Here is a 23,827-nt window from a genome sequence, read left to right as displayed (position 1 = left end):
GTTGATCAGGGGGTGGGGCCGAGGCGGGAACAGGCACGCGACAGCAAGTCCCGGTCCACCGCGGTCTCGGGGCTGCGGGCGAGGGCCGCGTACGCGTGGGAGGTGATCTTCGCCCAGGTGCGGAAGTTCCCCTTCGCGCACGTGGCATCGGCGTGCAGCAAGTCGGCGTCGGCCGCGGTGTCCCACAGCGGGTGGAACAGGCGCAGAACGGTGGGGACTTGCTCGGTGTCCAGGCGGGGCGCCTGCTGCCAGGTCAGCACCCGGGAGGCCAGCGCGGGAGCACGCGCGAGGGTGCGCTCGGCGCCCGCGCCGCACAGCACGAGACAGGTCTGGGTGGTCGGCGTGTCCACCAGCAGGCGCAGGTAGTCCAGTTCAGGCGCGGCGATGCGCTGCACGTCATCGATGACCAGCACACCCGGAGCCTGGAGAGCCTGAAGCAGCGCGCGGTCGGCGGCGTCCGTGCGGTTCGTCAGCGCGGTAGCGGGCAACCCGAACGCGGTCAGCAGTGCTGCCCGCAGCTGCGGAAGGGCAGGTTTCACTGCCACCAGCGCGCGGTGCACCGGGAACCGGCGCGGCAGCACACGCAGCGCACGGTGCACCGCGACGGTCTTGCCGTGCCCGGGGTCCCCGTACACGCACACGATCCCGCGGGCGGCGATGGTGTGCGCGATCGCCTCGGTGACGGCGCCGAGCTGCTGCGTCGAGACGACGTGCGCGCCTGGTACGTACAAGCGCACACCGCTGTCGGTGAGCGGTGACGGGCTGGCCGTATCAGCGCTTTCGGCGCCGTCCTTTGGGGCGGGGCCGGCCATTGCCTGGCCAGCCTCGTCGACCGTGCCCGGCAGCGCCAGCTCGGCCAACGCCCGGTCATAGGCGGCCGGATCCACCCGAGCGTAACGAGGGCGCGTGGCCTCAAGGACGCGGCCTTGGCTGTGTTCACGGCGCACCGCCAGGTGCAGCGTCGCCAGCGACGGCAGCGCCTTCCTGTCCAGAGTGGGCAGGACCTCGTCGGCATGATCGGTCATCCAACGGTGCAACGCCGCCACGTTCCCGCCCACATCCGACAGCCGGGCCCACAACGCATCGGTGAACGTAAACGCGGAACGCCGTGGGACAGTTTCCACGCGTCCCGACTCCCGCGCGGCTGCGAGCCAGCGCCATACCGTGCGCCGTGACACCCCGGCCGATTCCGCCGCGATCCGCACATGCACCGTCTCCAGCGTTCCCGCTTTATCGAGCTCGAGAAGGCGGCGCACTACCACCTGCCGCGTCAAGACGCGGTCCCGCACCGCGGAACCGTCAGCCGATCTCGAGCTCCCCGCCACATGCATCGACACCGGCAATCGCGGTGATAAAGACGGCGCATCAGCTGTCATACCGACCAGCCCACACCCCAGTCCCGATCAAGGACACAGGAATACTCATCCCCACGACAGTCAGAGACCAGGTGTGCTAGGCCGAACTCTCAAGCCATAGCAGCCAATTGGTCATCCCATGACAGCCAAGATCCAACATTCCTCACCAACGAAGAAGCTGGTCAACAGGCCATCTACCACATCAGAACCCACTGCCGACCAACCCACTGCCACAACCCCGACCATTCACACAACAGACCAAGCAGTCAGCCCCGCACGAACAAACCCACACACACGACAGCAGACCTACACCGGGAAACGACAGCGACCTTCACCAACCGAACGACACCCCAGCAACACAGTGCCCAACCCCGCCACACCCACCACCAGTGAAACCCATGACGCACACCCAGAGCACATCACACGACGCGCATCACCGACACCGGGCAGTGACACGCCGCACCACCGGCGACCAGTGAACCTGCACAACCCCACGCCAGAAACACAACAACCACTCAAATTCACTGACCGGCGACAGCCAGCGACACCCACACCCAGATCCGCAACAGCGGTGAAAAACTCGTGGCGTCGCACCGGCAACATGGAATGATCAGGGCATGACCGAAGCGAGCAGTGCGGACGGCTACTCCTTCCAGCGCGAGACCGAGCGGGTCGTCAACGAGATCGCCCAGGAGTTCCGCACCTTGGACGACGGGGCGACCTGGTTTTCCGGCCTCTCCCTGGCGCGCCGACAGGAGGTGCTGCGAGAGGTCGCCGGCTTCGCCCTGCAAGCGCACATCACGGCCTCGGACGGCCGCGCGGGGGTGACACGATCCGGGGTGAAGCCCACGGCCAACCCCTCAGTGATGATCTGCATGGACCCGCCCCGCTACGGATTCGCCAACCTGCCCGCCGACGAGCACCTGAAGGCGTTCCGCGTACTCGTCTCCGTGTTCACTATTGCCGACACCCGCCGCAGGGAGACGCAATGCAAGGGCACCTGCACACACACATGGCATCACCTGCCCACACACACCGAGGAACTGTAACCGCGGCTACTCCCAACTCGAGCCCGGGCGGCCACCAAGGGCCATCAGGAACCGTCCACGAGAATCAGGGCTCCCCCTACCCAGCACGGCCCCCGCCAGGAACCAGCCACTGCCACCACACCACCCATTCACACGTACGGCCGGTGCGGTGGAGGGTTGTGTGGGTGTGAGGGGTCAGGCGGCCCCAGTTGCGGAAGTTGCCGTGTGCGGCACCGCATCGAGTCAGCCTGTCTGGCGGGCTGCAAGCCAGCACCGCCACACCGTCCGCTGGGAGACCCCGGCGGCTTCGGCGGCGATCCGTACATGAAGACGTGAGGTGCCCCCGGCTTCATCGACAGCCAGCAGACGCCGGAGTACCACCTGCCGCGGTATCACCGGCGCAGGCGGCGGATCGTTAGGCGGATCCGCAGGTGACGGCGGTCGGTCGCCATACCCGCCAGCACACGCCGCACCCCGGATCGTGTGCACAGGAACAGGCAACTCCACGACAGGAAACAGCTCTTGTGCTACACGCTTCATGGCAGTCAGCCAGTCATCCCGCGGCAGTCGAAACGATCAGGCGTGTACGCGTGCCGACCTGCATAAGTCCCGTTCCCTCCGAGATCGACCCCACTGCTGACCAACCACTGCCACGACACCAGCCACTCACACCCGGCCGCAAGGACCTGGGGCACGGAGCCGCGCTGTGGCCGTGGCCGTGGCCGTGGCCGTGGCCGTGGCCAAAGGGACGATAAGCCTTCGGTGGCGCGTACTTATGGGCTGGCGGCTCAGCTCGGCAGCACTGCCCAGAGCGCAGTGACCGGTGATGGGCATGCGGTCTGGAGCTCGGGTGACGGGCCCCCATTATGGGCGTCATGCAGGAGTTGTTGATTGGCGTGGTGGGCGCACTCGTCGCGATAGGTGGCTTGACGGTCAGCTATAGGGCACACAAGCTCCAGGTCTCTGAGGCTGCTCGCCTAGAGCGCGACCGGCTGACACTGGAAGCGCGCGAGCGCGCTGCGGAAGAACGGGAAAGCCTCATTCAGGCATCGCGTCTCTACGTACAGTTTCTCCGGCGGCCGAAGTCTCCCCCGGATCGGGATGGCGACTCTGCTTGGTCAACCGGAGCAGCCAGCCGCTTCGTGACGTGGTCGTGCGATACGAGGGCAATCCGAGGATGGATTGAGCAGCTTTAGCTTTAACTCACACTTCGGGCACCTCAGTCCCAACGTCGTCCGAGGAGCGCAGCTCCCTGACATTGCTGAGCGTCCCCTCCACTCGGGAACCGTTGTCGAGTTCACGGACGTCGCTGGTGTCCGGTGGCGCCGTGTGGGCTCGGGCGCCCTGCAACAGCTGATGGAGGAATTGGCCGACGGCACCGAGGTGTGGGGCCCCGAAAGGCCACCGCTGTTGGAAGGTGAAGCACCCGAACCAGACTGGTTCAGGGCACAGCTCAGCTGGACGGATCCCCCGAGCGGCGCTGGATGGGATGTTGAGGAGCCGCCTTGAGCTGGTGATCCCGGCCCCTCAGTCGCTCACGACACCAAACGTGGGCTGTCTGCACCATCACTCAAACTTCCCCACGTTCTTCTCCGGGACAGGGCGAGCCCTTTGGCGCTATCCCGTCTCAAATGATCTGGTCCGAGTTACTTGATGAAGTAGGAAAAGTCCTATCGCTACGGCGTCAGGCCGCGTCGGTCTCAACTGACCGGTCGGCTGCCCTGCCTTCAAAACTCGTGAACATCACCCGACCGTGGAAACGGGCGCCTCCCACACCGGTGTACAACCGCCGTCACGAGTCGGATCAGGCAAGATTTCCGTGAGGACGATCACCGGGGTTCCGGCTTCGTGACGTAGCGTCATCTGGGACCGTGGTGTCGTGTGATGAGCTCGTCGGTGTGCTGTTCCCGTTCCTCAGCTCAGTGCTGGTGGAGCGGGTGTCCCTCGCAGGCGAGACGGTCCACATCGGAGCCAGAACCCGGAATCACAGCGTGTCGTGTCCGGACTGTGCGACGGCGTCCCGCAGGGTGCACAGCACCTACGAACGCCGCCTGGCCGACGGTCCCGTCGGTGGTCAGCCGGTGGAGATCCGGCTCACCGTGCGCCGTTTGTACTGCGAGAACGCTCAGTGTCCGCGTCGGAACTTCGTCGAACAGGTCGACGGCCTGACGGTCCGATACGGCAGACGAACCCCCATGTGGTGCCGTGTGCTGGAAGCGGTGGTGGTCGCCCTGGCCGGGCGGGCCGGGGCCCGATTCGCGGTGGTCCTGCACAGCCTCGTCAGCCGCACGACGCTGCTGCGGCTGCTGATGGCGTTGCCCGACCCCGCCTGGACACCGCCAAGAGTGCTTGGCGTCGACGACTTTGCCACCCGCCGCGGCCAGAACTACGGCACGGTGCTCATCAACTGCGAGACCGGCCAGCCGCTTGACCTGCTGCCCGGCCTGGACGCCGAGACCCTGGCCGCGTGGCTGCGTGAACACCCCGGCCCCGAGATCATCTGCCGGGACCGGGCCGGCGCCTACGCCGACGGCGCTCGCACCGGGGCGCCCCAGGCTGTTCAGGTCGCCGATCCCTTCCACCTCTGGCAGAACCTCGCCACCGCGGTGGAACGCTGCGTGCGCCGGCACAACGCCTGCCTGAAGCCACCCGACGCCGACGAGAACGGCATCGTGCACATCTCCTTCGCCGACGAGCAGGACACGACGAGGGAGATCTCCCTCATCGAGGCCCGTATCCGCGGACGCCACCGGGTCGTCCATGCTCTCCTCGACCAGGTACACGGCATCCGCGAGATCGCCCGGGAATTGCACGTGGGCGGCAACATTGTCCGCCGGGCTGCCCGCGCCGATTTCGCCGAACAGCTGCTGACCGGACGCCACCAGCCCCGCCGCACCCAGCTCGACCCCTACAAGCCCTACGTGGACACACCGTGGACGGAAGGCTGCACGAACGCCGTCCGTCTGCGTGCCGAGCTCAAAGAGCTGGGCCACCAGGGCACTTATCGGATCCTCAGCCACTGCCTGCGGCCCCGCCGCCGACGCCGCATCCGCCGCCGACCACCTCGTCCGAGCCTTCGCGCAGATCCTCCTACCGTCTGGCCGCCACCCGCGCCCGCGCCGAACAGAAGGCCGCCGCGGTCGCCGCAGGCTGAAGAAGACGGCGCCGTCCTACGGGCCGGGCGCGTCGGCGCCCCTCCCCAGTCCTCGACTTGCCGGGCAGAACCGAGCGGTCAGGCGTCGAATCGCTTCAGCTGAGCCTGATCTCCGCATCCTTCGAGAGTTGGTGGGGCTGCCCTGCAACCTGCCCAGTCCGTCGACTCCGCTCATCTCCTCATCGACCTCCATCTACAGTGCAGAGGCAGCAGCTGATGGGCACTCGCGTGCATGATGGAAATGAGGTCGGCATTCCGATGCAGGTGGCGGTCGAGCATCCCGATATGTCAGAAGACGCGCGCTTGGCCGCCTACAGCACAGTCTCCACCTCCCTCGCCCTGCGAAGTGATCGCCGACTGGGCGAGCTCGTGGACGCCGCCATGCCGCTTGGCTCCGGTATCGGCGGGAGGTCTGCGCTGCTGGAGGTTAACGGGAAGCCGGTCTTCGTGAAGCAGGTGCCGCTCACGGATATGGAGCGGCTGCCGGAGCATGCACGGTCCACGGCCAACCTGTTCGGGATTCCCACCTTCTGCCAGTACGGCGTCGGTGGGGGGCCTGGTTTCGGGGCGTGGCGGGAGCTCGCCGTTCACACCATGACGACGAACTGGGTGCTCGGAGGGCAGTACCAAGGGTTCCCGATGATGTACCACTGGCGCGTGCTGCCGGACACGGCCGTGCTTCCCGAGGAACTCGCGGACGTGGAGCGGGTCGTGGCCTATTGGGGAGGCGGGCCGGAGGTACGCCGTCGTATCGAGGCCCTTGAGCAGTCCTCTGCGAGTCTCGCGCTGTTCCTGGAGTACATCCCCCAGACGCTCGACGAGTGGCTTACCGAGCAGGTGCAGGCTGGTGAAGAGTCTGCCGACCGGGCTTGTTCCCTGGTGGAGGGCGAGTTGGAGGCCGGCACGTCCTTCATGGACGCTCGCGGGCTCCTGCACTTCGACGCCCATTTTCAGAACATCCTGGTCGACGGCCGACGCCTTTACTTCGCCGACTACGGCCTCGCCGTCTCCTCCCACTTCGATCTGTCCGCGTCCGAGACCAGCTTCTTCGAACTGCACAGGACCTACGATCGCTGCTACACGCGCAGCTGGCTGGTGAACAGGCTGATCACAGCTCTATACGGCTACGAGCGGAAAGACCGCGAGGCACTTATCCGCGCATGCGCGGAAGGGGAGGATCCGCCGGACGGACCGCAAAAGGCCAGGGCGATCCTCTCCCGCCATGCACCGCTCGCCGCAGTGATGACGGACTTCTACGGCAAGATCCAGGACGAGAACAGGGAGACCCCGTACCCGTTGGAGGCGCTCCGCCGGGCCCTCCATAAGGACAGGTCACGACGCAGCTGAGCAGGTCCCAGGGGTCTTTGCGGCTGGAGATGTAGGCGGTCTAGTTGCCCCTGACCCGGCACGGGCTCAATCCGTCGCAGCGGGGCCCGCCAGGTGGAGTCATTTCTCACCTACAAAAAAATCGGGTCCCCCAGGCCCGGGTGGAGTCAGAACTGACCTACAAGTGGAGTCAACCGTCACCTACAAAGCCACCCCTGGTCAAAGCCCCCTCCGGGCCCCGGCTTTGCACAACATCTGTCATACAACGAGCCGTCCGTCCGGAAGGCTGCTGGCCAGCACTGACATCGATCGACGTACGCGTGGTTATGCCGCCAGCCCAGCAGAAGCGACGTGGAGCGCGACGGCACGGCGGCCCCGGGCGCTGGCCGTCATAGTCGGTTCGCCACTACGGCCGGTCGTCTCCTCCCCGACCGGTGCACCGTGGGCACCGAGATGTCTTCCGACAGCCGGTGCAGCCACACCGCCACCCCGAACAGGTCGTCGCCCACGGACCGACCGCCGCGATCCGGCATCGGGCACACCTCCAAGGCCCCGTCGCCGATGATGAACTGACTCCTCGACAACTCCGCGACCGCACCACGCAGCCGTGCCACGATCCGCTCGCACTGCTCCACGCTGACGCTGCCGACCATCTCCGAACTGGGCACCACAACCCACCCCCTGCCAGGCCGGAGCACGGCGCCCACGGCCGTGAAGAGGAACTCCGACCCGCCCCGTACCGGCAGAATCCGCCCGTCGGCACACCCCGGAAAGGCGTGTCACCGCGGCGTGCGAAGCACCCGAAAGCTCTCCGCAAAGCCCCCTGCCGAACTCCCCCGAGCGAAGGGCCTCCTGGGCACCGAGCCCTCCACCGGGGCACGTGTACGAGATCAGCGGAGGACTCCGAGGGCGACGTGGGCGGTTTCGGCGGTCAGTTTCGTGCGGCGCACGTCGAAGTCCGACACGGTCGCCCTGGCGGTGATGGGGCTCGCGAAGGCGAGGTCGTTCAGGGCGAGGTAGACGCCATCCGCAGCGGCCGCTCGAGCTGCGCCCGGAAGTCTTCCGGTGACGTGCTGGACGAGCTGACCAAGGCGTGTCTGCACCTGATCGCCGCCCGGTCGAAGGTGCGTCCCGGTGCCGAGCCCGGCTACCGGGGGTGCTACCGGGGGTCCCACTAGTCCTCGCGGAAAAACAACGGTACGCGGCTGCTGCCCAGTTCAGGGCAGGCTCAGCGGGGCCGGGCGGGCTCGGTCGTCTCCGTGCGCGGGCAGGGGAGTTCTCCGGCCTGGAGGGCGGCGAAGTCGGCATGCGCCTGCTCGACGGCTTCGGGGTACGCCTGCCGCCTCTCGTGCTCGGCCAACGCCTGGTAGACGCTCGCCGCCGAGGGGTTCTGTCCCTTGCGTGCCCCTCCCGCCAAGATCCTTAACGGCAGTCCGACTAGTCAGCGGCCGGGCTCACTGCCGCCGGCCCCCCCGGGGTCCCGGGGGGCCGGCGCTCCGCTACGCGAAGTAGGCGCGCCATTCGATCACTACGGCGCCGTAGTCACACCACACCGTGGACGCCCCGTTGGGCCCCACCACCGGCCCGTAATGCCAGTAGTTGTAGTTGCTGCCATCCACCTTGTGGCACAGGATCGCGCCGTAGAAGTACTGCGACATGTCCTCGCAGTAGATCGACTTGCCGTTGTGCCCCAAGGACCCTGTCACGTCGTTGGCATAACACAGCGCCCCCTGGACGGTGGCCGGTGCGGCCGACGCGGTCGCGGGTGCAGCCACCACCCCGGCACCCGCTATCGCGACGGCCGCAGCGCCCCCCGCAAGACGCTTCCGTACGGACATGATCTCTCTCACCCGTGCCTGGCGCCGACTGCGGTGGCATCCGATTGGAGACGGCGGTAGTGGAGTTCCCGCGTGCCCACCGAGGCCTTGACGTTCTGGACGCGGCACGCGGTATCCAGCGGCCCTGACTGCTCGCGCCTGTGAGCTGCTGGTGACAGCGGAGGGAATTTGGCGTATTTGCGGCTGCTGCGCCGCCGCTCGGTGCTCATGTTGCGGCTGTCGCTGGCCCTGTCGGTGACAGTCGTCGCGGCCTGCCGTTGAGCCATGCAATGTAGCGATCGACCCGTGAAAAAACGGAGCAATTGTCAAGAGTTGTGAATCAACGGCGGCTCACCATGATTCGCGGCCCAGGTGCACGAGACCTTGGATGGCGCCCAGGCGGGTGTGCAGGGCGGGCTCTGGGGCCGGCGTGTCGGTGAGCAAGAGGATCCGGACCGCCGGGTGTTCCGGGGTGTAGAGGTCGTCCTGGCCGTCATCGCCGGGAATAGCGTTCGGCTGGATCTCGATACGTCCGTAAGTGCCCTGGGCGAGGTGGTAGACGCCCCGGTAGTCACTTTCGCGCTCGGTGAAGACCACATCGAGGTGGCCGGTGACGAGGCGGACCAGTTCACTCGCGGTGTGTGTGCTGGTGCCGTAGGTGTCGTAGTCGGTCATGGTGGTCTGACCTTATGCCGCGAGGCTCTCGGGGCGTTCGAGGAGCTCGCCGCGTTCGAAGTGGGCACGTCGCGCATCCCGCAGGGTCGTAGGCGATCCTGGGCGGAACGGGACGGGCCGGTACGCCACTCGGTACGCCGCCCACGTTGCTCGACGACGGCGGTTGGCCGGGGGCGGCGCACGTGCGAAAGCGCAGGCCGGTGGGGTGTGAAGGGGCGGACAACGACGGTTGTCCGCGGACAACGGGAGGGACATGGCCAGGGCAGGGCGCCCCCAGGGGGCCCAGAAGGGCGCGAGCGAGGCGGCGAACGAACTCGCTCGATTTCTCAGGGAGTTGACGGACGGCCTGGAGGGGGCGGGAACTCGCCGAGCGCTACAAGGACAACGACGGGCGGGGTGGCCGCAGGTCGTGTCCCTTGTGATGGTGTAGCAGATCAACTGGCGGGCGTGTTTGGGGTGTTGGGGAGCGCCGGGGCGCTTTCGGGGAGCTCGCGGTAGATCCCGTCCATGCTGCCTCCCCGAAAGCTGCATGGACGGGATCTACCCTCAGGCCACAGAGCAACTCGCCCCGGCTACACCTCCGCAGGGGACATGAACCCACTCGTTGTCCGTCATGACTCCTTACGGCGATGACAGATGCCCCTGCCTTCGCGTATCGCGCGCGTACCGCCGAGTTACACGCTCTCCCTGTCCGCGTTTGCGCAGGTCAGCGATTCTCCCTGTAACCCTGTCGGGCTGAGGTGGCGGGGCGTTGTGCGGGGGCTCCCTTGAGGGCAGTGCCTGAAGAGTCAATAGACGCTGTGCCATGCCCGTTCCTAGGTTGATCGTTCTGACCACGCCCCGCCAGGGGGGGAGCACGGGTGGCGAGTGCGAAGGAGAACCCATGAAGTACATGAAGATCATCAGTGGCGGCATCGCGGCGGCATCGCTGCTGTCCTTGGGGGCGGCCGAGGCCGGCGCCGTTGGCCAGAACGGGGGCCAGGTGGAGGCGAAGGCAGCCACGGGCAAATACAAGATCCTCAAGTCGCTGGACTATCGGCGTGCGGGGAACATGCCGCTGCGCCAGGGCTACTACTCCGGGGGTAAGGGCTTCGGCTGGACGAAGGTCAAGAAGAAGCACAACATCACCAAGTACGCAGCGGTGGAGTACATCGCCAAGTCGCCGAAGTACAAAGCGACCGACAAGATTACCAAGAAGCACCCCAAGCACACGTCGTTCACATTCTGGGGCTACTCGCAGAAGATCAAGTGCACCAACGGCAGGTGCCGGGTGGTCAAGGAGTACCAGGTCAAGCTGGCGGTGCAGGAGGACATCAGGCACTCCGGCCGTGACCGCAAGCCCAAGGGCGTCATCACCATGTACTGCCAGGGCGTGACGCGGTGCCCCGGGTGGGTGAGCATCGGCCTGGCGAAGGCCAACAAGCGGTCGGCGAGGATGCCGCGCAGCGGTGACGTGGTGACCGGCTCATACAAGCCGGTGCTGAAGCGGACGTTCGCTGTGACAGCGAAGGCGGCGGATGCGTACAAGTACGGCGGGTCGTACAAGCCGCTGATGACGGCTGCGGCGCGTGAAGCGTCGTACGCGCCGGCCGCGTAGGGCTGGCCGGATCGGTAGCGTAGACGCCGCTTCGGGCGCGATGCCCGAAGCGGCGTTCTTGTGACCAGGAAAGGGGCCAGGGTGGGTAAGAAGACGAAGTACGCGGCCTCGTACGAGCCGCTGGGGGAACCGGAGCCGGACACCAGCGAGCAGGACGCGCGGGATGAACAGGTCGCGCGGTTCCTGGGGGAGGTGTCGGAGCTGGCGTTCGAGGCGGGGCCGCGGGGCCTGGAGCTGCGGCATGTCGACCTCGAGTCGAGCACGTGCGCGTTCCGTCACGTGCCCGGGCCTGATCCGCGGGTTGTGGTGCGCGCGGACGGCGGGCTGCCGCCCGAGCAGGCCGAGGCGGAGCCCGGAGGGATGCCGCTTCCGAGTTCGCCGCCGTGGGCTCATCTCGCGTGGCTGGTGGGCGAGTTGCCGTTCCTTCACTCGTTCCGAGGCTACGGACCGCAAGGCGGCCCGGAACTGTGCGGGGTGGATGTGCCGACGCGCGAGTGGGCAGAGGTGCTGGTCGAGCACCATGGGGAACGGTGGCGGGTGCGGGTGGCTCTGGAGGGCCGCACCGAGCCGATCGAGTTTCCGGGCATGGTGATCGGCGAAATGTTCGGCGAGGGGCGTTTTCGGCAGATGCTGGTGCAGGGCATGGAAAATGTGCTGGATCCGGGAATCTAGTCCTCGCCCTCGACTGTGGCGCCCAGGCGTGTGGTCTCTGCGCGCACCAGGGTGAGCAGGGCATGGGGAGATAATTCATCGGCGCGGAAGGTTTCGGTTTCGCCGCGCTGCGGGTGCACCCGCAGCCCCGCTTCACCAAGCACTCCTGGCGCCGATAGTGCGGCACGCGTCGGCCCCGCGACGATGACGAGCTGGCACCAGCCCGTCCACTGATCGTTTCTGCGGTGCAAGCGGCCCCCGACCCGGTGAGTTGCGGCTCCAGGGCCTGTCCCTGCCCGCCTGAGCTTCGCTACAGCCCATAGCGTGATCAAGAACCTGCTGCAGCGCGGCCTGCCCGCACAAGTCCACGACTCGGGCGGCTACGCGTGGGACGCGGCCCGGCGTGAGGCGTACGCGAACGACCAGGCATCCCCGCTGACGCTGATCGCGGTCACCGCCAAATCCAACCGGTCCAAGGCCGACCAGGACCCCTCCACGTGGATGCCGCCGGCCGAGGGCGACCGCTGCGCATACGTCACCCACTGGGTCGCGGTGAAAACGCGCTGGAAGCTGGCGATCGACCCGAGCGAGGAAGCCGCCCTCGCCGAGAACGCAACGCGCTGCCCGAACGTACCGATCAAGGTGCAGCTCGCGCGATAGCTGACGTCTGCCCAACCGCCTCCCCGTCGCACAGCTGGCGGGGAGGCCGCAGGGGCCTGAGGTGCCACGTCACGGCTGTGGTCGGGTAGCGGAGATCAGCAATGGTCTCCGCTACCCGACCACAGCTGTGACTGAGCACGACAGATGGCCCGGGTGGACAACTTCGATGCACGGCTTGGGGATCAGGGCTTTGTTCGTGGACAAGGCACACAGAGCTCCTCGAAGGCACCCAGCCTTGGTCGGGTAGTCACGGCCCGGCAGCACGCTGCGACTACCCGACACAGTTCCAGCGCTGTGGCTGACCTCCCGCTCGCCTCAGTGACCAACTCCAGTACCCAGTCGCGTAGCCCGGAAGTACGTCAGACCGTGACCATGCCAGCTTCGTGAGCGACGATCGCGGCCTGAGGCCGGTTGTCGAGGCCGAGCCGGGCGAGCAGGCGTGAGACGTACGTCTTCACAGCCGTTTGAGACAGGTGAAGTTCTTCGGCGATCTGCTCGTTGGTGCGCCCGTTGCCGATGCATGCCAAGACCTCGCGCTCGGAGTCAGTGAGGGCTGCGATCTTCTCCGGCATCCCCGGAACACCCGTCCCCTTGCCGATGAGCGTCTTCATGATCTTCGGCGCATGGACAGTGCCACCGGCTGCCACGGTTCGCACCGCCCCAGCGAGCTCACCAGCGGTGTGGTCCTTCCGGAGGAAGCCCGCGGCCCCGGCGCCAATCGCTGCGAGGACGCTTCCCTCCGCTTCAGCGGAGGCCAGCGCCAGAATCCGTGGAGGAGTTGCCAGACTCAGCAGGTTGCGGATTGCTTCCACTGCCGCACTGTGGGGGACTTGGAGGTCCATGAGCACCACGTCGGGCTAGTGCTTGCTGACGGCATCGGCGGCTTGCGAGGTGTCGGCGACTTCGCCGACGACCGTGATGTCCTTGACCGCCTCCAGTTCGGTCCGCAGGCATGCACGGGCCTGACTCTCGACATCAACGATCAACACTCGGATCACGCGCGTTCCCTTTCATCGCAGCTCATGGCGCCCGGGCCGTCGGCGTAGCGAGGAGGGCGTCGGACGATCAAGGCATCTGCCCTGGCCTGTGGAGCAGGCCATCGGCCAGTGCGCCGCTCGCCGCTTCGGGACGGCGGGGCGGCACTTCGTACTGACGGGCTACTGGCCGGTGCCAGTGTTCTGCACGATGGGGAGGCGAATGAACTCGGCCGGCCGTACAGGCGCGACGCCGATATCCATGACGACCTTGCCAGCTGCGACAGACTCGGGCGGATTGTTGCTCTCGTCGCACACCACGAAGAACGCGGTGTCCGGTGTGCTGCCGACCAGGGCGCCCTGGCGCCACTGGTCCGTCAGGAAGGTGGTGACGCTGGCACGCAGGCTCGCTTGAAGCGTGGCGTCGTTCGGCTCGAAGGCAGCCCACGTTGTGCTGGTCCTGACCGACTCGATCAGAAAATTGGCCAGACGCCGGACACTCACGTACTTCCAGTCGCCGCCGCGTGACAAGGTCCGGGCGCCCCATACCCGCAGACCTTGCCCGGAGATGACGCGCAGGCAGTTCACTCCCACCTCGTTCAGCGGTTCTTGGTCAGCGTTGGTCAGTTGCACCGTGAGGTCGGCAGCGCCACGGACCGGCTGGTTCACCGGTGCCTTGAAAACGCCTCGCTCGGCATCGGTGCGGGCCCAGACCCCGGCAACATGACCCGACGGCGGGACGACCCGCTCAGCACCGCCGACGCCCGGCACCTTCACCCACGGGTAGTAGACCGTGGTGAACGCGGCCTCGTCCTCGTCCAGCCCGAAGAGCGCCGGAACCTTCACGGCGTCCGAGGCCGACGCCTCCTGCTTGGCGTGCAGCAGCGCCATCCGGTTCGCCCGCGCGCAGTGTCCCGCAGCGGCCTTGGCGATCGCGGGAACATCGGCCTCGGACCTCCACAGGTCGGGGAGCACCACGCTGTTCACGTCCGCAACGTCCTCCAGTGCGGTCAGTGCAGCCGTGTAGGCGCCGAGGCCGTCACCAGCCGTAGCGGCCACATAGCACACGCGCCCACCGTTGGCGAAGAAGCCGTACACCGCCTCGGCCAGATTCGAACTGGCAGTCTCCCCCTGGTGCTTGGTGAACTCATGCCAACTGCCCACCCGTCGCGGCTGTGAACCGCCCCCTTCAATCGGCGCGACGAACGCCGCTGTTGCGGTCCCCGCACCCGTGATCGTCCTCAGACCTGCGTTCGCCATCTCCGACTCCCTTGACCCGTAGCAATGGACCAGAACGCGGACCCGGAACGAAGCCCGCACCCGGAGACTAGAGACCGAACCCATCAACCAGCCGATACGTCATGCCATCGTGTGGTGTCGCTGTTGATCACTGGACAGCGCCCCGCGCGCACTGGCGGCTCTAGAACTCAGCCTTCTCTTGGCCCATGGCCGAGAGCAACGTGACCTGCGCGTGGGGCCTGTCCTCCAGCATCTGAGTGGCGACCTGAAGTTGAGCCACGGAGAGCTGAACAGCGGCATTCGTTGGCCCTCTCCTGAGTTGATCACGGCCCTTGTCACGCTAGCGCGGCTCCCACCGACCGGGCGAAACCCCGTGCCGCTCTCACCCGTTCGAGGCCCCGGCGGCGGGAGCCACTCGCTACCCTGCGGGCCAACTTCCGCGCTCAGAGGCCAACTAGCGTGCTCAAGGGCCAACTACCTCGCTCAGTCAAAACAGCAGGTTGCGGATGCGGCACGCGGGGTAGAGGACTCGCATTGTTCGAATTACGTTCGATACATTGGTGACAGATCGAGCCATCTGGCTTGAATCGCGTCGCGGGCGATCGGAGGTGAACGTGAACGCCTTCGGGTTCCCCCACCTTCACGTCGCCTCCGGCCACTCGGCCCGCTACGGCGCCTCGCTCCCCCACGACCTGTTGCGCCGCGCTGCCGAGCGCGGCCTCAGCACGCTCGCGCTGACCGACCGCGACACCGTGGCCGGCACCGTCCGCTTCGCCAAGGCCTGCGCGGCCGCCGGGATCCGCCCCATCTTCGGGGTCGACCTCGCCGTCGCCCCTGCCACCGCCGCGGACCGTGCGGCCGGGCGGCCGCGGACGCCGGTGCGCGGCGGCGCGCACGTCGTCCAGGCGCAGTGGCGGATCACGTTGCTGGCGCAGGACGTGGGCGGGTGGGCGCGGCTGCGCCGGATCGTGTCGGCAGCCCATGCCCGGCCGGTGGGCCGGCGTGCCGGTGACCCCCTGGCCGGTGCTCGACGAGCACCTCGGCGACGGCCTGGTGATGCTGCTGGGGCTTGCTTCGGAGCCGGTGGCCGCGCTCATGTCCGGATGCCCCGACCTTGGCCGAGGAGCTGCTCGCGCCATGGCGGAGGATCGCGGGGGCGGGGCTGCGGCTGGAGGCCGTCTACCTGGGACGTACCGGGACGGGGGCGGGCTTACTTCGGCTGGCCGGGCGGACCGTGCGGCGGGGCGTCCGGGGGAGTCGCCAGGACCCGGCGCCCGCGCGTGTGACCGCCGAGGAGCCCCACGGCGTCCAGTCCGACCCCGGAGGGCGTTCCTGCGCTCCGGCCGTCGGATACCGCTTCGCGGACCCGTCGTTGAGACAGCCGTGGAGACCATCTACACCGGCCCGAACCGCCTGACCGCCGTCCTCGAGGACATCGTCACCGATGGACAGTCGGGCCGTCATGACGTCGCGGCACTCCGGCAAGCAGCCGAGGACCTGGCAAGGTTCGGCCAGAACGCGGACGACGCCGTCGCACACCTCAACGACACGGTGGAGGACAGCGACGGCGACGGAACCGACGTCTGAGCGCGGCTGTGCAACCCGTACGCCGCCCGTGACACGTCCGGCCCGGCAACTTCCCTTCCCGCCTTGCCCTGTTCGCTCCATGGCGCCCTGTCGAAGCCGTAGCGATCGGCGAAGGCCGGCCATCGGGATCGCCGCGCTTGCCCTCCGTCGCGGGCAGCTCGTAGGCGCGCACCTGGTCGTAGGTGAGCAGCAAACAACAAGCTCGGCGACGAGGACCACCGGCACTTGAAGAAGCCTGTGTCTCACCGGCCGCGTAGCCCGGTCAGGTCCGGAGGAACATCAGCACGGCCAGCACACGCCGGGACTCGCTGCCCCTGGCCGGGAGATCGAGCTTGCCGAAGATGCTGGAGACGTACTTCTCCACGGCGCGCAGCGTGATCACCAGCCGGTCGGCGATGCCCTGGTTGGAGTTTGCGGCGGCCATCAGCTCGAGCACCTCGCGCTCCCGCGGCGTCAGCCGGCCGAGCGGGTCGTCGCTGCGCCGTCGCGACAGGAGCGTGGAGACGATGATCGGGTCGATGACGGAGCCGCCGCCGGCGACCCTGCGGACGGCGGCCAGGAAGTCGGGCACATCACTGATGCGGTCCTTGAGCAGACAGCCGACGCCTTCCGCCGAGTCGGCCAGCAGCTTCATCGCCAGGCCGGGCTCGACGTACTGGGACAGCACGAGCACCCCGACCTCGGGATGGGCCGCGCGGATCTCCACCGCTGCCCGCAGTCCCTCGTCACTGTGGGTGGGCGGCAGCCGGATGTCGACGACGACCACGTCCGGCAGTTGGCTCCGCAGCAGAGCGAGCGGTTCCTCGGCGTCCCCGCAGCGCCCCAGCACCTCGCATCCGGCATCGCCCAGAGGCCGGGCCAGGCCCTCCCGGAGCAGGACGCTGTCCTCGGCGATGGCTACGCGCATGGCAACTCCGCCTCCACCTGGGTACCGGCGCCGCTCGACGTCCACACGCGCAGCCTGCCGCCGAGCGCCTCGACCCGGTCGGCCAGTCCCCGCAGGCCGCTGCCGCCCTCGGTGTCGGCGCCCCCCATGACCGTTGTCGAGGACCTCCACCACGATCCGGCCGTCCGCCTGCGCCACGCTCACCGTCGCCGCGGTCGCCCGGGCCTGCTTTCCGATGTTGGCCAGGCTCTCGCAGACCACGTAGTACGCCGCGACCTCGACGGCCTCGGCGAGTCTGCCGTCGAGCCGTACCGTCAGCCGGACCGGCACGGGCGCCCGCGCGGCCAGCGACTCGAGGGCGACGGCGAGCCCGTGCGCGCTGAGGACGGCCGGGTGCAGCCCGCGCGCCACGTCGCGCAGCTCCGCCAGGGAGGTGGCGATCTCACCCCTTGCCTGGGCCACATGGGCACGGGCGACCGGGTCGCCGCCGAGACTCGCCTCCAGCATGGCCAGGTCGAGGGAGAGCGCGATGAGCCGCTGCTGGGCCCCGTCGTGCAGATCGCGCTCCAGCCGCTGGCGCTCCTTCTGGCCCGCCTCGATCACCCGGGCCCGGGAACCGCACAACTCATCTACGTGGGCCCGCAGTTCGGCCTGCACCCGGCCGGTCTCCAACGCGATGGCCGCGGCGGCGCCGACCGCGTCGAGGAGTTCGCGTTCGTCGTTCAGCGCCGCGTCGTGGTTGAGGGCCGCCACCGGCGCGCCGTCACGCTCGATGAGGGTGGTCGCCCGGGATGGTCCTGCGGGCAGACCGAGCGGTTTTGCCGTGTTGGTCGGTCCAGCTGGCGAACTCCGGCAGCCAGTAGACCAGGACCAGTGACGGATCGCCCAGCGCCCGGGCCAACGGGGCCCGCAGATCGGCCGGTTCGGCCCGCAGCTCCATCACGAGGCCCGCGACGGCAGCGCGGGCCAGCCGGGCGCCCAGCAGGCCGGCGAGGAAGCCGACGGGGGCGAGGCCGATCACCGCGAGGCTCACGCGTTGGATCACCGGGAACGGCGGCCCGCCGAACACGCCCACCAGCAGCAGGTCGGAGATCATCACCAGGCCGAGCCCGAAGGAGTCGATCAGCAACCCCAGCGACCGGCGCAGCGGCCGCCCGCAGGCCCGCCGACGGGTCGCGAGCAGTGCGACGCCGGCGAGCGAGAGGACACTGATCGCGACGAGCTCACCGTCGTACAGCACCCTGGCCACGTCGGGCGCGTCGACCATCCGCAGAGGGTGGTCCGGGCCGAAACCGCCCAACATCATCACCACCGGCTGCGCACCGACCGCGGCCACGTAGCCAAGGCCGACGAGCAGCCTCGTCGGCCGTCCCGTCAGCCGTCCGGCCGGGAACGCCAGGAACAGGTGCAAGATCAGCACCATCGGCAGCAGGTCGAACAGTTGCCCAACGGTCTGTACGGCGGTGTCGCCCGCCCACGACAGAGCCGAGAGGAGGGTGGCCGCCCCCGCGAGCAGCATCAGTGGACCGACGCGGTTGGCAGGCCGCTGCCACCATGCGACGAGACCTGCCGCGGAGTAGGACACCGCGATCCAGATGATCAGCCCGGCATGGATCGCCGGCGTGCCGCCCGCCGCGCGAGAGCGGCACAACCGGCGGCGGCCGCCGCCGGGCCCGCCAGGCCGACCAGGAGCACCGGCCTCCGCGTGCGAACAGCGAGATCTGCCGCGGTCGTCGGCATCGCTCCCCCTTCCCGATCATTGCCGTCGGGCGTGACCGGGGCGCAACCGTCCACAAGTGACCTGCGTACGGCCGGACATGAAGAGAGGCTTCGCTCGCACGCTACTCCCGGCACCGGTCCGGTGCCAGCGTCAGGGCCGCCCCGATGCCCCACCCTGCACGGGCCGCCGATTACACCACCCGCCAGCGCGGGCATGACGGCATGAGGTCACCTGATCTCCTATGGCGGCCTGACGCCGGGTCATCGTCGCAGAGACAGTGCGCTGTCGGTGGTCGCCGGATGCCTGCGCCGTGTTCCGAGAGGCTTGGGTCGCCAGGTTCTCGCCCTCGTCCGTCCGCTGTCGGCGCCAGTGCCGCGACCGGCACGCGACGAGCTGAAGAACGACCACCAGGCGGGCGCTGGCGTACCGGCCGGAATGAATAGGAGTGGTACGGGAGTTGGATGTGGCGACAGGACGGTCGGGTGATCGTCGTGTCGCCACCGGACTGCCACCGAAAGGCAACCTCATGCCCCTGCTGCGCCTGGGCGTCTCCCTTCAACCGCGCTGGCCGCTCAACGACGGAGCCAGCGTGCTGCGTGCCGCACGCCGCGCCGAAGAATTGGGCTTCGATCACGTTGCGGTCGGCAACCGCCTCCTGGACAGCGGTTTCGGCCTCGACACGGACCCGCTTGTTCTGCTGTCGGCCGTCGCAGGGGCGACGACGCGCCTGCGGCTGCTGACGTCCGTACTCGTCGCGCCGTACTACCCGGCGTTGCTGCTCGCCAACCAGGCGGCCACCCTGGACGTCATCTCCGGCGGCCGCCTGATCCTGGGCGTCGGCACCGGCTGGAACCCCGACGAGTTCACCGCCGTCGGCGTACCCGCCCGCGAACGCGGCGCACGCACCGACGACCACCTCGCCGCCGCCAAGGCCCTGTGGACCCAGCGACCCGCAGACTTCGACGGGCCGTTCACGACACTGCGCTCCGCACACCTGGGAGTGCCTCCGGTCACCGCCGGCGGTCCGCCCGTGTGGATCGGCGGCCACAGCGACGCCGCCCTGCGCCGTGTGCTGAGGTTCGGCGACGGCTGGTACGGCACCGGCGCCGACGCCACGGAGGTCACCAACGTCCGGCGCCGCCTGCGTGACCTCGCCGGCGCTACAGGACACACTGACCGCCTGACGCTCGCTTCAGCCGCATTCCTCACTCCGCCCGGCGTCCCCGCGGCGGTTCCGCCACCGGGACGGCCGCTCGGCGGCCCTGCGCCCACCGCAGCCGGCGTCGCCGACGACCTCGGACGGCTCGCCGAAGCGGGACTCACCACTTGTACCCTGTGGCTGCCTGTCGCGGCTGAACATGTCGAGAAGGCAATGGAGTGGATCGCAGCCGAGGTGGCACCGCAACTCACGTAATGCCGTGGCCAGAAAGGCCGCCGTGATCATGCATCCGCATCGAGAGGCCGTCCGCCCCAGCGTATGCCCCTCTCGCTGCGGATGCGGGCGTGCGCCGGGCGGCGACCACATCGGGACGGCGGCGTTTTGAGGGGAAGCGGGTCGGCGCGTTCGACGTGAGCATTCACGCGGAGAGCCTGGGCATCACGGACACCGTCACGTCGACGGGCGTCGGCCCGTCCTGATCTCTCTCATGGGGCCCGGCAACGGCGACGAGGTTGTCTTCGAGGCCGAACACGCCGACGGGTCGACCAGGAACCCCTTATCGGCTTCACCCCGACCCACGCCGTCGACGTCATCGCGTTCTGCAACAGCCCCGTCGACCACGTCGTCACGGCCCTGCTGACCGCCGCCGTCATGGACTTGAACGGCGGCGTCGCCAACGCCGCACTACGGGAGGACCAGGTGCCCATCGTGGCCGGCCTTCCGGGCATCGTCGCTACGATGACCGATCCGCGACCCGCCGCATACGGCTCAGCGGAATTCCTCAGAGCCTGGGCCCAACAGCCTGCCTTCCGGCTCCTGACGTAGCCGGAAGCTCATCCAGCCGGCTCAAGCAAGCAGTACCCGCGCGCAACAGCTCGAAGCCCGGCTCGGTTTGGGTGTCTTGCCGACCTGCGGCGGACAGTCGCGCAGGCGGTCTTCAGCGGCCGCCGCACGGGTCAGCGTCGGCAATCGGCTTGGTGTCTGCCGCCAGGCAGGAGGAGTACACCCGCGGCGGCGTGGGCCGCGGCTCTGTTTCCGACGTGGCGCCCACGGCGATGATCGCCCCGGCACCGACGAAGGTTGCCCCTGCCATCGCGGCGAGCCAGAAGCTACCGCGGCTCACCGATCGCCGCCGAAGTGGTTGCGGAACTCGTCACCGCAGTCGTCCTCAGTGCCGACCCGGACTCGCGAGAAGCCCAGCACTCCGTCTTCCTCGCCTTCCTGCCCAGCCCTGGCCAACTGCCTCTCGATGTCCGCGATGTACTGGGCACACTCGGCACTGACGGACTTCTCGGGCGACGGATCCGGTGCCGAGGAGGCGCTCAGTTCGGCGGTAACGGCGAGACCGGCCGCACACAGCACCACCCACACGGCAACCCAGGTACGGCGGTTCATCGGTATCGGCTTGCGCATCCGGGCATCCTACGAGCACCGCGGTGTTCATCCAGCCGCATCACAGGCGCCATCCAGAACGCCGAGCGAGGAGCCGCCGCAGCACCACCGGTCCGCGTCCAGGGGGGCGCCGGCCTGAACGGTGTCGGCCTGCGCGGGCATCGAGGAAACCGCGCCCGTGGCAAGCGCGCCGACGATCAGCGCCGATGTGCCGCACCTCATCGACGTACGTATTCGAGTTCGAGGCAACTCAGCTCCCTACGTTGGGCGACATTCGATCAGGCGTGTTCTGTGGCCTGAACCTGGCGTGAAACTGGGTGAGTTGGCGCAACCACGCATCTGTTGCGACACGTCGCGCATCCCGCAGGGTCGTAGGCGATCCTGGGCGGAGCGGGACGGGCCGGTACGCCACTCGGTACGCCGCCCACGTTGCTCGGCGGTGGCGGTTGGCCGGGGCGGCCCGCGCGCGAAAGCGCAGGCCGGAGGGGTGCGAAGGGGCGGACAACGGGGGTTGTCCGCGGACAACGGGAGGGACATGGCCAGGGCAGGGCGCCCCCAGGGGGCCCCGAAGGGCGCGAGCGAGGCGGCGAACGAACTCGCTCGATTTCTCAGGGAGTTGACCGAAGGCCTGGGGGTGCGGGAACTCGCCGAGCGCTACAAGGACAACGACGGGCGGGGCGGCCGCACGGTGTGGAGCGAGTACCGCTCCGGCGCCCGCCTCATCCCCCTCGGCCGCCTCAACCTCGTCGTCAGGGACCGCGTACGCGACGCCCGCGGCCGGCAGGACATGCTCGCCACTGCGGACAGGGCACACCGAACCGAATCCGGGCGGACATACCCAGCCCGCGCAAGATCACCGGCTGGATCATGCGCCCCGCGAGGCCCTCACCGACGAACAGGGGCAACAGCTCCTCCAAGTCCGCCCCGCCTGCCCGGACATCACCCGAGCCTGCGACCTCGCCCGCACCTTCGCCGACCTGACCCGGAACCGCCGCGGCCAACTACTGATGGACTGGATCCGCCAGGCCGAACAAGACACTCCGGCACCGATGCGTAGCTTCGCCGGGTTCCTGCGCCAGGACCTCGACGCGGTCACCGCCGGACTCACCCTCACCTACAGCTCCGGCGTCGTCGAGGGACACATCAACCGTTTAGCACTCCAGCCGTAGATCGTGATCTTGCAGGTGGGGTGTGACTGGGCGCGATAGCTGTCATCTGGGCACGACATCTGTCACCAGCCCTACACTCCGGCCATGCCGATTCACTCCCGGTCCGCAGGCTCCGCTGAGGAGCAGCTGTCGATCGTCGATGCCTTGATTGCTCTGCCGTTCCCCGAACAGGAAGGCCAGTCGAGGACGCAACACGGATGGGGCGGGCCCGGGTATCACATCGCTGTTCTCCGGGAGAGCGGGACTTCTGGGATGCTCCTGATCCGGGGACGGTCGCGGCGGCCGAGGAGGAGTTGGAGGCAGACCTACCGCACTGGGCACGGTGCTGGCCGGGCGTTGGGGTAGTCCGACCGTGGTCGATCTGTGGCCCTATCTCGGGCTCGACGACCCGGACTACCCGGACATCGAGGAGGCGCCCGAGCCCCTGGGCTCCCTTTCCATGCTTGCTGGGAGCATGCGAACGTGGCAGGTGCCGTCTACTGGTCGCTGGCTCGGTCTCGCCATCGGCCAAGTCGACCGAGAGCTCCCCTTCGAACTGCTCGCCGCCGTCAGCGAGGCCTCCACGCCTCCGAAGTGAGCCGCGGGACTGCCTGCCCCACCTTGTCCGCGTCATCGCTTGTGACGGACAGGACGCAAACCCGCGGCAGGCGAGAGCCTGTTCCTAAAACTCCGTTGTCCAGGACACGAACGGCACCTGGAGAGCAAGACCTGGCCACTGGGGAGCGGCTTTCGTCGCTACAGCAAGACGGTCGAGGTGGCGGAGCGATCTTGATTGATTGGCGGGAGGCAATACCGGGGCTTCTGCCGCCTCTATGAGTTGGTCTCGTTAACTGCCTCGATGAAGTGCTCGTACTCCTGTCTCGCCGCCTGCACGTGACGTGAAACTTCCGCCCACACAGCTTCGTGCCTGCGGTTCGGATCGGATGCACTCTGCAACAGATGGCTGAGAGATACGAGATGTTCGTGGGCCTGCCATGCGGGCATGAACACTGCCCGGACGCCGTCCAGTTGGAGCACGGAGAGTGCATCCGACGCCTTCTCGCGCTGCTGATCGGCGAGCGTCAAGGCTGAGGTCAGCTGCTCCGCCGCTGGGATGGCCCCCATCCTGAACAAGTCGGAGGCCTCGATCAGCGTTCGGTGGAAGTTGCTCCAGGCCACCGCGAATGCCACGTGGGTGTCACGCTGAAACTGGCGTCGCCAATGATCCTTTTGCGTCTTGGCCTGGTGGCGGCCAGCGAAAGCAGCCGCCCCGATTGCACCTCCAGCACCTACCGCGGCTCCCAACAGGCCCGCCGCAGCGCCGACGATCACCGCGTCCATGGTCGCATTCTCTTGGTCCCCACAGATTCGCGCAGGCGAATCGAGAGCGTCGCAGGGTGTCCCATCCGTCCGCACCCGTCGCCTCTGACGTCGCCAGCGGCGTCAACGACTCCGCAGC

The 23,827-nt window shown here is 68.1% G+C and carries 23 protein-coding genes and 2 pseudogenes; 11 read left to right on the top strand and 14 right to left on the bottom strand.

All coding sequences use genetic code 11. The features are described 5' to 3' along the window. Positions 1–5: 5 nt before the first annotated feature. A complete protein-coding gene (locus E2651_RS01330; RefSeq protein ID WP_135329064.1) occupies positions 6–1,274 on the bottom strand; it encodes an ATP-binding protein in 1,269 nt (422 codons plus the stop codon). Between the two features lie 698 nt (positions 1,275–1,972). On the opposite strand from E2651_RS01330, the gene E2651_RS01325 reads away from it, so the two are divergent. From E2651_RS01325 to E2651_RS01315, 3 genes are all read left to right on the top strand, one after another. Beyond that, positions 1,973–2,404, top strand: a complete 432-nt coding sequence (locus tag E2651_RS01325; protein WP_135329063.1) for a DUF5958 family protein — start codon at positions 1,973–1,975, stop codon at positions 2,402–2,404. 1,850 nt (positions 2,405–4,254) lie between these two features. Beyond that, positions 4,255–5,640, top strand: a complete 1,386-nt coding sequence (locus E2651_RS01320; protein WP_135329062.1) for an ISL3 family transposase — start codon at positions 4,255–4,257, stop codon at positions 5,638–5,640. Between the two features lie 182 nt (positions 5,641–5,822). Then, positions 5,823–6,884: a serine/threonine-protein kinase gene (locus E2651_RS01315; protein WP_135329074.1), complete on the top strand. Its 1,062-nt coding sequence runs from the start codon at positions 5,823–5,825 to the stop codon at positions 6,882–6,884. A 368-nt stretch (positions 6,885–7,252) separates the two neighbouring features. Here E2651_RS01315 and E2651_RS01310 read toward each other — a convergent pair whose 3' ends face one another. The 5 genes from E2651_RS01310 to E2651_RS01290 form a co-directional block, all read right to left on the bottom strand. Beyond that, positions 7,253–7,531 carry a hypothetical protein gene (locus tag E2651_RS01310; RefSeq protein WP_135329061.1) on the bottom strand — a complete coding sequence of 93 codons (279 nt, stop codon included), beginning with the start codon at positions 7,529–7,531 and terminating at the stop codon, positions 7,253–7,255. Between the two features lie 222 nt (positions 7,532–7,753). Beyond that, the gene (locus tag E2651_RS01305) at positions 7,754–7,966 is read right to left on the bottom strand and encodes a hypothetical protein (RefSeq protein ID WP_135329060.1); all 213 of its coding nucleotides are present in this window, start codon (positions 7,964–7,966) and stop codon (positions 7,754–7,756) included. A gap of 125 nt (positions 7,967–8,091) precedes the next feature. Continuing rightward, a complete protein-coding gene (locus tag E2651_RS01300) occupies positions 8,092–8,280 on the bottom strand; it encodes a hypothetical protein (RefSeq protein WP_209446036.1) in 189 nt (62 codons plus the stop codon). Between the two features lie 82 nt (positions 8,281–8,362). Further along, the gene (locus E2651_RS01295; protein ID WP_135329059.1) at positions 8,363–8,701 is read right to left on the bottom strand and encodes a hypothetical protein; all 339 of its coding nucleotides are present in this window, start codon (positions 8,699–8,701) and stop codon (positions 8,363–8,365) included. 330 nt (positions 8,702–9,031) lie between these two features. Next, complete coding sequence (locus tag E2651_RS01290; RefSeq protein WP_135329058.1) at positions 9,032–9,355, bottom strand: hypothetical protein; 324 nt, start codon at positions 9,353–9,355, stop codon at positions 9,032–9,034. Positions 9,356–10,238: 883 nt separating this feature from the next. Here E2651_RS01290 and E2651_RS01285 point away from each other — a divergent pair. The 3 genes from E2651_RS01285 to E2651_RS01275 all read left to right on the top strand — a co-directional run bounded on the left by E2651_RS01285 (position 10,239) and on the right by E2651_RS01275 (position 12,263). Then, positions 10,239–10,952, top strand: coding sequence for a hypothetical protein (locus E2651_RS01285; RefSeq protein WP_135329057.1), 714 nt, complete (start codon positions 10,239–10,241; stop codon positions 10,950–10,952). An 81-nt stretch (positions 10,953–11,033) separates the two neighbouring features. Beyond that, entirely contained in the window at positions 11,034–11,624 is a 591-nt protein-coding gene (locus E2651_RS01280) for a hypothetical protein (RefSeq protein WP_135329056.1), read from the top strand. A 303-nt stretch (positions 11,625–11,927) separates the two neighbouring features. After that, a complete protein-coding gene (locus E2651_RS01275) occupies positions 11,928–12,263 on the top strand; it encodes an HNH endonuclease (RefSeq protein ID WP_209446035.1) in 336 nt (111 codons plus the stop codon). Positions 12,264–12,622: 359 nt separating this feature from the next. On the opposite strand, the gene E2651_RS01270 is transcribed toward E2651_RS01275, so the two are convergent. The 3 genes from E2651_RS01270 to E2651_RS01265 all read right to left on the bottom strand — a co-directional run bounded on the left by E2651_RS01270 (position 12,623) and on the right by E2651_RS01265 (position 14,497). After that, complete coding sequence (locus E2651_RS01270; protein ID WP_167828651.1) at positions 12,623–13,075, bottom strand: response regulator transcription factor; 453 nt, start codon at positions 13,073–13,075, stop codon at positions 12,623–12,625. 45 nt (positions 13,076–13,120) lie between these two features. Beyond that, positions 13,121–13,261, bottom strand: coding sequence for a hypothetical protein (locus E2651_RS43630; protein ID WP_167828650.1), 141 nt, complete (start codon positions 13,259–13,261; stop codon positions 13,121–13,123). Positions 13,262–13,420: 159 nt separating this feature from the next. Beyond that, positions 13,421–14,497, bottom strand: coding sequence for a phage tail sheath subtilisin-like domain-containing protein (locus tag E2651_RS01265; RefSeq protein ID WP_135329054.1), 1,077 nt, complete (start codon positions 14,495–14,497; stop codon positions 13,421–13,423). Between the two features lie 593 nt (positions 14,498–15,090). Here E2651_RS01265 and E2651_RS01260 point away from each other — a divergent pair. Both E2651_RS01260 and E2651_RS43625 read left to right on the top strand, forming a co-directional pair. Further along, positions 15,091–15,713: pseudogene (locus tag E2651_RS01260) on the top strand (PHP domain-containing protein); the annotation flags it as partial. A gap of 146 nt (positions 15,714–15,859) precedes the next feature. Continuing rightward, positions 15,860–16,063 (top strand): hypothetical protein, encoded by a 204-nt coding sequence (locus E2651_RS43625; protein WP_167828649.1) that lies wholly within the window; start codon positions 15,860–15,862, stop codon positions 16,061–16,063. 262 nt (positions 16,064–16,325) lie between these two features. On the opposite strand, the gene E2651_RS44985 is transcribed toward E2651_RS43625, so the two are convergent. The 3 genes and pseudogenes from E2651_RS44985 to E2651_RS01250 form a co-directional block, all read right to left on the bottom strand. Beyond that, positions 16,326–16,970, bottom strand: coding sequence for a response regulator transcription factor (locus E2651_RS44985; RefSeq protein ID WP_245238487.1), 645 nt, complete (start codon positions 16,968–16,970; stop codon positions 16,326–16,328). Between the two features lie 372 nt (positions 16,971–17,342). After that, positions 17,343–17,552 (bottom strand): annotated as a pseudogene (locus E2651_RS44980) (histidine kinase dimerization/phosphoacceptor domain-containing protein); the annotation flags it as partial. 160 nt (positions 17,553–17,712) lie between these two features. Then, complete coding sequence (locus E2651_RS01250; RefSeq protein WP_135329052.1) at positions 17,713–18,600, bottom strand: hypothetical protein; 888 nt, start codon at positions 18,598–18,600, stop codon at positions 17,713–17,715. Positions 18,601–19,195: 595 nt separating this feature from the next. Here E2651_RS01250 and E2651_RS01245 point away from each other — a divergent pair. Beyond that, positions 19,196–20,083 (top strand): TIGR03619 family F420-dependent LLM class oxidoreductase, encoded by an 888-nt coding sequence (locus E2651_RS01245; protein WP_135329051.1) that lies wholly within the window; start codon positions 19,196–19,198, stop codon positions 20,081–20,083. Positions 20,084–20,947: 864 nt separating this feature from the next. Here E2651_RS01245 and E2651_RS01235 read toward each other — a convergent pair. Next, complete coding sequence (locus tag E2651_RS01235) at positions 20,948–21,241, bottom strand: hypothetical protein (RefSeq protein ID WP_135329049.1); 294 nt, start codon at positions 21,239–21,241, stop codon at positions 20,948–20,950. A gap of 776 nt (positions 21,242–22,017) precedes the next feature. Between E2651_RS01235 and E2651_RS01230 the strand changes: the two genes are divergently transcribed. Further along, a complete protein-coding gene (locus tag E2651_RS01230; protein WP_135329048.1) occupies positions 22,018–22,389 on the top strand; it encodes a transposase in 372 nt (123 codons plus the stop codon). Between the two features lie 352 nt (positions 22,390–22,741). Next, positions 22,742–22,966 carry a hypothetical protein gene (locus E2651_RS01225; RefSeq protein WP_135329047.1) on the top strand — a complete coding sequence of 75 codons (225 nt, stop codon included), beginning with the start codon at positions 22,742–22,744 and terminating at the stop codon, positions 22,964–22,966. Between the two features lie 233 nt (positions 22,967–23,199). Here E2651_RS01225 and E2651_RS01220 read toward each other — a convergent pair whose 3' ends face one another. After that, positions 23,200–23,709 (bottom strand): hypothetical protein, encoded by a 510-nt coding sequence (locus tag E2651_RS01220; protein WP_135329046.1) that lies wholly within the window; start codon positions 23,707–23,709, stop codon positions 23,200–23,202. Between the last annotated feature and the right edge of the window lie 118 nt (positions 23,710–23,827).

The sequence above is a fragment of the Streptomyces sp. MZ04 genome (assembly GCF_004684775.1).
In the GTDB taxonomy this organism is placed as follows: Bacteria; Actinomycetota; Actinomycetes; order Streptomycetales; family Streptomycetaceae; genus Streptomyces.
Note: the sequence above shows the minus strand (reverse complement) of the source record. Positions and strands in the feature narration are given on the sequence as shown.